Source organism: Exiguobacterium sp. s193, from assembly GCF_018618755.1.
Lineage (GTDB): Bacteria > Bacillota > Bacilli > Exiguobacteriales > Exiguobacteriaceae > Exiguobacterium_A.
In genome coordinates, this window is the sequence record NZ_JACSMR010000002.1 from 152,361 (window position 1) to 165,458 (window position 13,098).

General features: G+C 47.3%; 10 protein-coding genes. 9 read left to right on the forward strand and 1 reads right to left on the reverse strand.

What is annotated here, in order from left to right:
- Positions 1–101 precede the first annotated feature (101 nt).
- The 9 genes from KNQ04_RS04420 to pulA all read left to right on the forward strand — a co-directional run bounded on the left by KNQ04_RS04420 (position 102) and on the right by pulA (position 11,473).
- Complete coding sequence (locus KNQ04_RS04420) at positions 102–1,394, forward strand: nucleotide sugar dehydrogenase (RefSeq protein ID WP_214847614.1); 1,293 nt, start codon at positions 102–104, stop codon at positions 1,392–1,394.
- Positions 1,391–2,191 (forward strand): ABC transporter permease, encoded by an 801-nt coding sequence (locus tag KNQ04_RS04425; protein ID WP_214847616.1) that lies wholly within the window; start codon positions 1,391–1,393, stop codon positions 2,189–2,191. Before KNQ04_RS04420 ends, KNQ04_RS04425 begins: the two co-directional genes overlap by 4 nt.
- Before the next feature lie 11 nt (positions 2,192–2,202).
- Positions 2,203–3,033, forward strand: a complete 831-nt coding sequence (locus KNQ04_RS04430; RefSeq protein WP_214847618.1) for an ABC transporter ATP-binding protein — start codon at positions 2,203–2,205, stop codon at positions 3,031–3,033.
- 23 nt (positions 3,034–3,056) lie between these two features.
- The gene (gene wecB, locus KNQ04_RS04435; protein ID WP_214847620.1) at positions 3,057–4,157 is read left to right on the forward strand and encodes a non-hydrolyzing UDP-N-acetylglucosamine 2-epimerase; all 1,101 of its coding nucleotides are present in this window, start codon (positions 3,057–3,059) and stop codon (positions 4,155–4,157) included.
- Positions 4,154–4,651, forward strand: coding sequence for a hypothetical protein (locus tag KNQ04_RS04440; RefSeq protein ID WP_214847621.1), 498 nt, complete (start codon positions 4,154–4,156; stop codon positions 4,649–4,651). The genes wecB and KNQ04_RS04440 overlap by 4 nt, the downstream gene beginning before the upstream one ends.
- A complete protein-coding gene (locus KNQ04_RS04445; RefSeq protein WP_214847622.1) occupies positions 4,641–6,029 on the forward strand; it encodes an MBOAT family O-acyltransferase in 1,389 nt (462 codons plus the stop codon). Before KNQ04_RS04440 ends, KNQ04_RS04445 begins: the two co-directional genes overlap by 11 nt.
- A 17-nt stretch (positions 6,030–6,046) precedes the next feature.
- Entirely contained in the window at positions 6,047–7,234 is a 1,188-nt protein-coding gene (locus KNQ04_RS04450) for a DHHW family protein (protein ID WP_214847623.1), read from the forward strand.
- 11 nt (positions 7,235–7,245) lie between these two features.
- On the forward strand, positions 7,246–8,169 hold the full coding sequence (locus tag KNQ04_RS04455; protein WP_214847624.1) for an LCP family protein: 924 nt from the start codon (positions 7,246–7,248) through the stop codon (positions 8,167–8,169).
- Between the two features lie 391 nt (positions 8,170–8,560).
- Positions 8,561–11,473: a type I pullulanase gene (pulA, locus tag KNQ04_RS04460; RefSeq protein ID WP_214847626.1), complete on the forward strand. Its 2,913-nt coding sequence runs from the start codon at positions 8,561–8,563 to the stop codon at positions 11,471–11,473.
- A gap of 74 nt (positions 11,474–11,547) precedes the next feature.
- On the opposite strand, the gene KNQ04_RS04465 is transcribed toward pulA, so the two are convergent.
- Complete coding sequence (locus KNQ04_RS04465) at positions 11,548–12,801, reverse strand: dicarboxylate/amino acid:cation symporter (RefSeq protein WP_214847627.1); 1,254 nt, start codon at positions 12,799–12,801, stop codon at positions 11,548–11,550.
- Positions 12,802–13,098: the final 297 nt, after the last annotated feature.

Sequence of the window (13,098 nt, forward strand, 5' to 3'; positions counted from 1 at the left end):
CATTGGAAACACTAGGAATTGTCGGTATGGTCTAGGTACAGCCACGTCATGTTCGATGCAAGGTTTGACGTGAACTACACACTAGATGGAGGAATGACAAAATGAAACTTTGTACAATCGGACTTGGATATATTGGATTACCTTCTTCTGCGATGTTCGCAGATCACGGCACAGAAGTAGTCGGTGTCGATATCGACCCACGAATCGTTGAGATGTTGAATGCAGGAGATATCCATATTGAAGAACCAGGTTTAGAAGATGTCATCAAACGAGTCGTCGCGAACGGTACATTCCGTGCGACATTGACACCGGAACAAGCTGATGTCTTTCTGGTTGCCGTTCCGACGCCGAACCTAAACGATACGTACAAATCATGTGACTTGAAATATGTCATTTCCGCAGTGCGCAATCTGCTGCCACATTTAGAAAAAGGAAACGTCGTCATCGTCGAATCAACAATCGCACCACGGACGATGGATGACCATGTTCGACCATTGATTGAAGAAGCGGGATTCAAAATTGGCGAAGACGTGTTCGTCGTCCATTGTCCGGAACGGGTATTACCGGGACAAATCCTTCATGAATTGATTCATAACAACCGGATTGTCGGTGGACTGACGGAAGCTTGCGCAGCGGCTGGGGCAGCTGTCTACCGGACATTCGTCCAAGGGGAAATCGTCCAAACGGATGCGAAGACGGCAGAGATGTCGAAATTGATGGAAAATACATTCCGTGATGTCAATATCGCACTTGCGAACGAATTAACTCAAGTCTGTCATAAGTTAGAAATCAACGTCCTTGATGTGATTGAGATGGCGAATATGCATCCACGTGTCAACCTACATCATCCAGGACCGGGTGTCGGAGGACATTGTCTTGCCGTCGACCCGTACTTCATCGTCGCAAAAGCTCCATCACTTGCACGAATCATCCATACGGCGCGTGATACGAATGTCAAAATGCCACGCTTTGTCGCAGAACAGGCAGCACGACTCGTTGGCTCACGTGTCCGGCCGAAAATTGCTGTCTTCGGTGTCACATATAAAGGAAACGTTGATGATATGCGGGAAAGTCCGGCAGTTGAAGTCATCGAACAATTACTTGATCGTGGCCTTGATGTCGCAGTCTGTGATCCGCACGTCGAACGCTCGATTTCGTCACGCTTCACATTAGTCGACGAGATTGAAGCGATTCAAGGCGCTGACCTTGCCCTTGTCCTTGTCGATCACGATGAATTCAAGACATTTGATTCACGTCGACTGAACAACCAAATGCGCACACCGGTCTTATTCGATACAAAAGGCGTCGTCGGAGAACTTGAAGATATCATGGTCCTCAACTTTGGTAATTTGCATACACATAGCACGATGAAGGTAGATGCTGAAGCGATATGAAGAGCGTCCGTACCATCCTCCAGGAGTTGAAAGATCATCTTTACCTGATCGTACGCCTGTCACTCTATGAGACAAAAAGCCAATACAGCATGCAATACCTCGGCTGGTTTTGGGAAATCATGACACCCCTGCTGCAAATCGGCGTCTACTGGGTCGTCTTCGGTTTTGGGATTCGAGGTGGACACCCGGTTGACGGGATTCCGTTTGTCTTATGGTTAGTCAGTGGATTGATTGCCTGGTTCTTTATCGGAAGTACGATTCCGAGTGGCTCCCGTTCCATCTATGGACGGGTCGCGCTCGTCTCGAAGATGCATTTCCCGTTGAGTACGATTCCGGCCTATGTCATTTTGGCACAATTTTACCGGCACATTGCGATGGTCCTCCTGACGATTATTTTAGGAATGGCTTTCGGTTATTTTCCGGGATGGCATACGTTCGAACTGTTGTACATCATACCGGCAGGAATCATTTTCTTATATGCGGTCTCACTCCTGTTGTCGGCACTCGCGACGATGGTCCGGGATGTCCAAAACATGGTCACATCAGGCATGCGGATGCTGATGTATTTGACACCAATCATGTGGGTCCCACCCGATCATTCCATCTTTAAGACGTTGTTGATGATTAATCCACTCGTCTATTTAATTGAAGGGTATCGTTCAGCCTTGATTGGAACGGGCTATTTGATGGATCATCTCTGGTACGGCTGTTATTTTTGGAGCATCACCGCAGTGATTTTAATGACAGGTGCAACCGTCCATATCCGATTCCGTCGTTATTTCATTGATTATGTGTAGGAGGAACGAAGATGAGTCATGTCGTGTTTGAAAATGTCTCGAAGCGATACGTCTTGTATTCGCGTCCGATTGATAAGTTAAAAGAAGTTTTATTCGGCAAGATGAGCGGAAAGCCGTTTTATGCCTTGAAAAATGTATCGTTTTCAGTCGAACAAGGTGAAATCGTTGGTGTCGTCGGCATTAACGGAAGTGGGAAATCGACGTTGTCGCATCTCCTTGCGAACGTCACTCCTCCGACGTATGGACAAGTGACGTTACGCGGTAAGTCAGCCTTAATCGCCATATCGAGCGGATTGAACAATCAGTTGACAGGACGTGACAATATCGAGCTCAAGGGTTTGATGATGGGATTGAACAAAACACAAATCCGAATGATCACTCCAGACATTTTAGAGTTCGCCGACATCGGAGAATTCATCGACCAACCGGTCAAAACGTATTCGAGTGGGATGCGAGCCCGCTTAGGGTTTGCGATTTCCATCAACATCAATCCAGATATTTTGATTATCGATGAAGCCTTATCGGTCGGCGATCAGACGTTTACGGAAAAATGTTTGGATAAGATGCGCGAATTTCGTGATCAAGGGAAGACGATTTTCTTTATCAGCCATTCGCTCAGTCAGGTCAAAAGTTTTTGTTCAAAAGTCTTATGGCTCGAATACGGTGAAGTCCGGATGTTCGGACCAACTGCAGAGACGATGGCGGAGTATAACAAATATCTCTACTGGCACAAACAGTTATCGAAAAAGCAAGTTGCCCATTACGTGGCAAAAAAACGGACGGGACGAAGTGATGAAATCGAACGGTCCGTTCGTGGAGAAACGATTGAATTGTCGTCATGAATAAGGAATAGGGGATGGAACGGATGAAAAAAGTCATGCTTGTATTTGGAACGAGACCGGAAGCGATTAAAATGGCGCCCGTCGTCAAAGCACTCGAGGCGCGCGAAGATGTCGAGCCGATCGTCGTCGTCACGGCGCAACATCGGGAGATGCTTGATCAAGTCTTGGAGTTGTTCCAGATTGTTCCCGATCACGATTTAGATTTGATGCGTCCACGACAAACACTCGAAGAAATGACGGCACGGATTTTGAACGCGATGCGTCGTGTCCTCGAAAAAGAGCAACCCGATCTCGTGTTAGTCCATGGGGATACGACCACGACGTTCGCTGCTTCGCTCGCTGCGTTTTATCAACAAATTCCGGTCGGGCATGTCGAAGCGGGATTACGGACCTACCAAAAATATGCCCCATTCCCGGAAGAGATGAATCGTCAATTAACGGGAGTGCTGGCTGACTTTCATTTTGCACCAACCGAACAAGCAGCAGAAAATCTCCGGCGCGAGCATAAACAGACACCGATTATCGTGACGGGGAACACCGTCATCGACGCACTCAAGACAACCGTCTCGTCCGATTATACGCACCAAGTCTTAACGGACTTAGAGGCGAACGGACGCAAGTTAATTTTACTGACCGTCCACCGGCGCGAAAATCACCTCCAGCTGTCGCAAATCTTCGATGCCATCGAACGGTTGGCAGAGACGCATGCGGATATTGAAATCGTCTATCCGGTCCATCCGAATCCAATCGTGCTCGAAGCGGCGGAACAATTGAAACACCATCCGCGGATTCACTTGATTGATCCGCTCGATGTGTTTGATTTTCATAACTTAGCGGCCCGGGCGACGTTTATTTTGACAGACTCCGGCGGCATCCAAGAAGAAGCGCCATCACTCGGTGTACCGGTACTTGTCTTACGCGAGACGACAGAACGGCCGGAAGGTGTTGCAGCCGGGACATTAAAACTTGTCGGGACGAACACGGAACGTATTTTTGAAATGAGTCACCGTTTGTTGACGGAGGAAGAGACGTACCGTCAGATGGCGCAGGCTGCAAATCCTTACGGCGACGGTCATGCGGCTGAACGTATCGTTGACGCGATCATGAGCGAGGTTCCGGTATGAGAACAGCCCGTAAGTTTCATTTGGCAAGTTATCATTTTTTTCCGCAGGGAAGTCAAGAAAAGATTCTGTTAGAAGACGAAGCGGTTGGTGTGTTGTTCGATTTCCAAGCGGCGACGGATGCGGATAAATTGTATATCCAATTGTTTGATCAAGGCTTTCAGTATCCGCCGTCAAAACTCTATCGCCAAGATGCCGCTTTCGGACAGGCGGACGTCATCCATGTGACGTGTCGTTTTGAAACCGATGTCCCCTGTCAAATTCAACTCTTTAAGATGCAATACGGAAATAAAAAACGCATGGGGTCGGAGTCGGAGTTCGTCATGCTCGACGGAACAACTGATCTTCAGATTCAACTGGAGCGGATCAAAGGGGCACAGTATTTTAAAATTGCCTTTAAATTTCTTGTTGCAGGTGACGTCCGGGTCCAACTGACCGAGTTGAAGATCGCTGAACGTATTCAACTGAAACAGGAGGATCCTCACTATGCTGTTTAGTTCGACGATTTTCTTATTTGTCTTCTTACCGGTTGTCCTGCTTGTCTATCATGTAATGCCACGATTTTTTCGTAACGGCTGGCTCCTTGTAGCGAGCCTTTTCTTTTATGCTTGGGGAGAACCGAAGTTCGTTTTACTGATGCTTGCGAGTATCTTGATCAACTACTTGTTTGCCCTGATGGTCGACACGTACCGGCACCGTGTCGGCATCAAACCCGTCATGGCGAGCATGGTCATCACGAACCTCGCCTTACTCGGGTGGTTCAAGTACAGTGGCTTCTTCATAGCGTCGTTGAATCAAACGTTTCAGGTGGAACTATTTGTTCCGGAAGTCGTGTTACCAATTGGGATTTCCTTCTTTACGTTTCAGGCGATGAGTTACGTCATCGATGTCTACCGGGAAGCGGGGAAAGTCCAGAAAAACCCGCTTGATTTAGCTTTATACATCGCGTTATTTCCACAATTGATTGCCGGACCGATCGTCCGCTACGAGACGGTCGCGAATGAAATCAACGATCGGCAAGAAACATTACCTGATTTCGCACTTGGTGTCCGCCGCTTTATTATCGGGTTGTCGAAAAAATTGATTTTAGCGAATGGCTGCGGGCAAGTGGCAGATGCCGTCTTCAAGATGAATGATTTGTCGATGGGGCTGGCATGGATTGGCATCATCGCTTATGCGCTACAAATTTACTTCGATTTTTCAGGATATAGCGACATGGCGATTGGACTCGGACTGATGTTCGGATTTCATTTTTTGGAAAACTTCAACTACCCGTACATCGCGAAGTCAGTCTCAGAGTTTTGGCGACGTTGGCATATCTCACTCGGCTCATGGTTCCGTGACTATGTCTATATCCCGCTTGGCGGCAATCGTGTCTCACCGCTCAAACAGTATCGAAATCTCGCCGTCGTCTGGATGTTGACGGGCCTTTGGCATGGTGCAAGCTGGACGTTCGTCGCCTGGGGGGCGTACTACGGGATATGGATTATGCTTGAAAAGGCATTTCTCGGGAAATTATTACGCCGTGTCCCCGTCATTTCGACGATTTGGACACTCATTCTTGTGTTAGTCGGCTGGGTCTTTTTCCGGGCAACGACATTTCCGGACGCACTCGAGTACTTGCGTGCGATGTTTATGCCGACAGCACTATGGGATGAACGGGCCAGTTACCAGCTCGTCCAAAATGGCGTCATCTTACTGCTTGCAGGATTCGCTGCGACACCGTTACCAAAAATGCTTGGCCAGTGGGTCGTCGAACGGTTCGGGAAAGTCGGACAGACGATTCAGTATGGTTATGCGATGGCGTTACTGTTTCTTGCGACATCGGCCCTCGTCGCGAGCACGTTCAATCCGTTCATTTATTTCCGTTTTTAAATTAAGGAGGAGCTTGTATGGCACACGCGCCACTTAGACCAGACAAGGAGCAGCGGCCACGAAAGAAGCGGTCGTTCGAACGACTGATGATGTGGGTGACAGCAGTCAGTTTTATGGTCGTCCTGACGTTGGTTGGTCTTGGAACGGTTTTGAAACAGGACCGTGTCATGTCACAACTTGAAAATCGTTCGCTTGCAAAATTGACGACACCAACGACAGCGACAGTCGTCAATGGGACATACATGGGAGAACTTGAAAAATATTTTACTGATCAATTGTTGCTTCGGGGAACGCTTGTCGAAACACAAGCCCGCTTGTCGAAAAATGTCTTCCGTCAACCGTTTCGAAATGGCATTTATACGGCTCCGAACGGTTATATGATCGAGTCGAGCCAGGCACAGGTGACACCGATTCCGGACGGCTTTAAGAAATTTGTCAAAGCAGTCGATCGACCTGTCTACATGGCACTCGCTCCGTCAAAAACGGTCGTCGCTGAACAGAACGGGATTTTACCAGCTTACGTCGCGTCGAACACAACGGTCCGCTACAAAAAGATGATAGAAGGGTTTGACCAGGCAGGGATGACGAACATTTCGCTCGACCAGTTGAAGTTGTCCGATTATTTTAAAACGGATCATCACTGGAACGTTGACGGGGCGTATTATGCTTATCAGCAAATTGTTCGGCAGTTGCAAGCGGACAAGGTATCGATTAAGGAAGTACCGGTCGCGTCAAGCGCCCGGAAAGTATCCGAGCACGAATATTATGGGTCACTTGCCCGGAAAACGACACTCGCTTATGCGACGGCTGGCGATACACTTGCCTATTACGGTGCGAGCCAGTTCGACGGGATTGATGTGTGCTACGACAACACGTGCCGGCAACCAATCATTGATGAAAGCTATATCAAGGAAGCAGGCGATTATGCCGACCGGTATGAAGTCTTTTTACGCGGCAACCATGGCATCATGTCGATGCATTCAGACGTCAAGGGGCCAAAACTGCTTGTCCTGAAGGATTCCTTTGCGAATCCAGTCCTGCCGTTTCTCGCCCGTAGCGCAAATCTCGAAGTCGTTGATATCCGGTATGTCAATGCAACATTTGATGTGTCTGCATTCGCAAAACAACAACAAGTCGACGGTGTACTCTTTTTGCATAACTCGAATATCACCGGCCTGATGAAGACGTATCAGCAGAAACTGTGAGGGGGTTGATGATGGAATCACGGATGAAGAAAAAGCGACCGAATCTGTTTTTACGATTCGCGAGTGCAATCATGTTACTAGTTGTCTTGGTGGCAAGTGCAACGACCGGATACGCATTTTTGAAGCTCCAACGAACAGCGGATGCATTGATTACTCCGCTGAAAGGCGAACAAAAATTACCACTTGAGGCCATGCAACCTGTCCATGTGTTATTGATTGGGGTCGATGAACGGAAAAATGATCCGGGGCGGGCCGATGCAATCATGTTGTTGTCGTTTAACCCGAAAACGAAACAAGCGAGTTCGCTCTCGATTCCGCGCGATATGCAAGTCACGTTAGCAGACGGACAGACGACAAAAATCAATCATACGTATGCCTATGGTGGGGTCGAAGAAACGCTTCAGACAGTCGAAAAAACGTTTGACGTCGCGATTCCGTATTACGCTAAAATCAACATGGATGGACTGATTGAACTCGTTGACGCCGTTGGTGGTGTGACGGTTGATAATCCGTCAGCCTTTAGTTGGAACGACCGTCGGCTTCAAAAAGAGTATAAAAAAGGACGGATTGAACTGGACGGTCTTGAAGCGAGCGGTTACGCCCGGATGCGCAAGCAGGATCCGCTCGGGGATATGGGACGGCAAATCCGGCAACGGCAAGTTCTTGAATCCGTCGGGACGAAACTCGCAGGTCCGAACATTTTAACAAAGCTCGAACAACTCAGTCAGGTCTTACAAGATAATTTCAGTACGAACATTACGTTTTCTGAAGCGACCCAACTGGCACAAGAGAATCAAACCGGTTTCGAACACTTACAATCCTTGAAGATTGACGGCGAAGGGTATATCGCAAGTGACGGCATTTGGTATTTCTTCGCTTCGGAGGCATCGATGCGGGAAACGAAACAAGCACTCGAGGCATTGATGAAGGGATAAAGAGTGACACAGACTGTAGTGTTTTCGTTTTCTTCATTTGTAGACAAAGTGGTTAGAAATAAAAGCGTCTTCCGTCTTGAATCGCTTCCAAAGCGAAAAGCAACTTTCCGCGACTCTGTAGCGAAGCGAAGCGGCGCGTAAGGTTGCCGCTTTGAAGACGAGTCGAGACAGCGAAGTGCGACAGAACATCCTACCCATGCAGGATTTTTAAGTTTCGTAAGCATTTGGTCGATATAGGATTGATTTTGGACTGACTTATGAGTCAGCCCTTTTTTCGTTCTGGTCCGAAAGTCTTATTTTCTTTAGTTAACTAAAATATACTTTGACAGTATGGGAATTCGTGTGGAAAATGGAAATGAAAACGATTACATACATTCAAGGAGGATGGAACATGAATCGATGGAAATCAGTCTGTGCAGTTGTGCTAACGTTTGCACTAATTTTCAGTTTACTTCCAGTGAACGGATTAGCGCTCGAAAAAGGCAAATCGACGCTCGTCATCATTCATTACAAAGAAGATAAAACGTCAGAAAAAGATTGGAATCTCTGGCTTTGGGCGAACGGACCGGATTACTTCCCGAACAAGGCACATGCCTTTAACGGAGAAGATGCATACGGAAAGGTTGCTGCTTATGAATTCCCGGTCGACCAGCCAGAAAAAATCGGCTTGATTGTCCGTGATGATAACTGGAACAAAGATGCCGGTTCTGAAAATGACCGATTCATTACGAAAGACATGATTAAAGATGGTGTCGCGGAAGTGTGGATTGCGTCCGGAAGCAAAGACGTCTCACCGGTCAATCCGACAGACGGGGCTGACGTCGAATCCATCAAAACAAACGTCCATTATTACCGTTATGACAACGATTATGAAAAATACGGCGTTTGGGCATGGCCAAATGAGGCGGATGGCCAACGGTTCGACTTTAATCAACAGGATGCGTTCGGTGCGGTCGCGACAGTCTCGCTTGCGAACCCAACAAAACAACGGCTCGTCGGGATTATTCCGCATATCGAAGGCTGGTCCGAAAAAGACGGGGCGGATCGTTTCTTCTATGCCGGAGCAAAAGACATCTGGTTGATCGAAGGGGATCAAACGATTTACTACGGTAAACCGGAAATTGACCGGACACCTAAGATTACAAGTTTCCTCGCAGATGACTTTAAGAAGATGACGCTCAAAACGAACGCACCCGTCTCAGCAGACGATGTTGCGAACTTTTCGTTCACGGGACTCGTTAATCCGGTCGTCACACAACTTGACGCGAAGACACTTGAAGTCACGGTTTCGTCCGACATCGATTTAACGAAAGTCGTGACCGTGACACATCCGGGGTTCGGTGAAGGTGTGCTTGAAGCAGGGCGGGTCTTACGTTCGGATGCCTTTGATCAAAAGTATGCCTACGACGGCAAGTTAGGTGTGACGTATAAAAAATCAAAAACGACGTTCCGATTGTGGGCTCCGACTGCTCAATCGGTCGAACTCGAGTTGTACAAGTTACCAAAACAAGCAGCAGCAACAACCAAAGACATTACACAAGAAATCGAGATGAAACGTGGTGACCGTGGCGTCTTTACCGTTACCGTAAAAGGTGATCTCGACGGGACAGGCTACACCTATGAAGTGAAACATGCAAAAGATACGACGCGTGCCGTCGATCCGTATGCGATCGCTGTCGCTGTCAATGGAGATCAAGGTGTTGTCGTTGATTTAAAGGAGACAGATCCGAAACGCTGGACGAAATCGAAGATGCCGCTCAAACAAGCGACAGATGCCATCATCTATGAAACCCACGTCCGTGATTTGTCGATGTTTGATGTGACCGGTTCAGGCTATGATTCAGGAATTAAGCAAAAAGGGAAGTACCTCGGAGTAGTTGAACGTGGAACACGTTTAATGAAAGATGGCAAGAAAACGAAGACGAAAACAGGACTCGATCACTTAAAAGAACTTGGCATCACACATGTTCAGTTCATTCCAGTGTACGACTTCAATACGGCTTCCGTCGATGAGACGAATCCGCTAAAATCATACAACTGGGGATATGACCCGAAAAACTACAATGCCCCAGAAGGTTCATATGCGACGAATCCATATGATCCGAAAGTCAGAATCACAGAGATGAAACAGATGATTCAAGGTCTTCATGACAATGGGCTGCGTGCCGTCATGGATGTCGTCTACAATCATATGTTCGACGCAAAAGCATCAAACCTCGATAAAATCGTCCCAGGTTACTATTACCGTTATACAGAGGGTGGCGATTTAGCGAACGGGACGGGTGTCGGCAATGATACAGCGTCAGAACGTCAAATGATGCATAAGTTGATCGTCGACTCCGTCGGATACTGGGCAAAAGAGTACCACTGGGACGGTTTCCGGTTTGACTTGATGGGAATCCATGACGTCAAGACGATGAATGCCGTCAAAAAAACGACAACTAAAATCGATGCATCAATTCTTGTTTTTGGCGAAGGGTGGAGCTTAAACACACCACTTCCTGAAACAGAAAAAGCGAATCAGACAAATGCGAAACAAATGCCGGGCGTCGCTCACTTCAACGATAACTTGCGTGATGCGCTTAAAGGAAGTGTCTTTGAAGATACGGATGCAGGATTCATTAACGGTAAAACGGGTCTTGAAACACGCATCAAACGCGGAATCGTCGGTGAGATTGCGTACAACAAAGACATCACAGGATTCGCAGCAGAGCCGAATCAAACCATCACGTATGTCGAAGCACACGATAACCACACGTTATGGGACAAGTTGAACTTAACGAACCCGAACGACACGGATGCGACGAAAACGAAAATGCACCGCTTAGCGTCAAGCATCCTGTTGACGTCACAAGGGACGACGTTCATTCATGCCGGTCAAGATTTCATGCGGACGAAAGGTGGCGACCATAACTCGTATAAATCACCGGACTCCGTCAACCAACTCGATTGGAAGCGGAAGATGGACCGTCAACAAGACGTCGATTACATGAAGGGCTTAATTGAAGTCCGGAAAGCGAATCCGGCACTTCACCTCGGATCAGCGAAAGACATCAGACGGTATTTGACGTTTGTCGATACGACGGAACAAGTCGTCGCGTATAAACTTTCAGAGGATGCACCACATCAAAAAGCAGAATTGTTCGTTGTCCATAACGCAAAACGAACGGCAACTAAACTGACGCTTCCAAAAGGAAAGTGGCAGTTGATCGTCGATGGTAAAACAGCAGGGACGAAAACACTTCAAAACGTTTCAGGCAGCATCACAGTAGATCCACTCAGTTCGTATGTATTAAGAAAATAACAATAGACAAAAAAGGTCGTCCCCACCATGAATGATTCACGGTAGGGACGGCCTTTTTGATAGAGGTGAAGGAGTTACGCGTAGCGTTCGTCTTCAGCCTCTTCATCTTTTAAGTTACCTTCTTCAGACTTCGCGACGATGACGGCACAAGCAGCGTCACCAGTAACGTTGACGGCAGTCCGCATCATGTCGAGCAAGCGGTCGACACCGATGATTAAGGCGATCCCTTCGACTGGAAGGTTGACTGACTGGAGGACCATCGTCAACATGACGAGACCGACTCCAGGCACACCAGCTGTTCCGACTGATGCAAGAACGGCAGTCAAGACGACTGTCGCCAGTTGTCCTGGTGTCAAATCGATATTATAGACTTGCGCGATGAAGACAGTTGCAACACCTTGCATGATTGCTGTACCATCCATGTTGATTGTCGCACCAAGCGGCTGGACGAAACTTGAGACAGAGCGTGGTACTTTTAGTTCGCGTTGCGCCGTTTGCATCGCGACCGGAAGTGTTGCGTTCGACGACGACGTTGAGAACGCAAACATCATGACGGGTGCAAACTTCTTAAAGAAGAAGATCGGATTCATTTTCCCAATCAAGGAAACGGCAGAACCGTATGTGAGCAGTGAATGAATGATTAATGATAAAACAACAATCGACATGTAAGCGAACATCGCTTCTAATGATTTAAGACCTAACGAACCAACGGCTGAAGCAATCAAAGCGAACGCTCCGAGCGGTGCCATTTTCATGACGAGTGTGATTAAATACGTCATCAAGTCGTTTCCTTGTTCGATGAACGAACGGAGCGTTGCTGCTTTTTTACCTAAGAACGTAATCCCGAAACCGATGAAAACGCTGAAGACGATGATTTGGAGCATGTTACCTTCTGCCATCGCCGTGATCGGATTTGTCGGGAACATCCCGACGATCGTATTGATGATGCCTGTTTCAGGAATGTCACCTGTTGCTTTTGTCAGTCCTTCAGTCTGGAAAGTGCCACGTTCGCCCGGTTTAATTAATAAGGCGAGACCAAGTGCGATGATAATCGCGACTGCTGTCGTCGATAAGAAAAACCCGATGGCTTTTCCGCCGACACGACCCAATTCTTTTGGATTCCCGAGACCCATGACACCGAGTGAAATCGAGAAGAAAACAATCGGTACGACAAGCATCTTAATCAGGTTTAAGAAAATCGTCCCGATTGGTTGCAGGGCGTACATATTCAATTTTTCGTAAATCGTCTTGTCAGGTAAAGCGGCTAGGACAAGTCCTAAGGCAATACCGATGAGAAGACCCCAGATGACTCTTTTGGCTTCTTTCATAAATAATACCAACTCCTTTTTCAGATAACTGTTTATATTTTGACACATTATTCACTGTTTTGACAAAACATTTTAATCAAATTAAGAAAACGCTTACAAAAAGTGCCATGTTTTTTAAGTCGAAATCGATGAATCTGTTGTAAATAATGGGGGGACGTGAGATTATAGAAAGGAACAAAAAGGAACATATCCAGGATGATGAGAGAACGTTCAATCAACTATTGACCATTCTCTACATTCCTACTATAATGTTATATGACGTGTCTGACACGTTTCCTTTAGTCGGTAATATCGGAG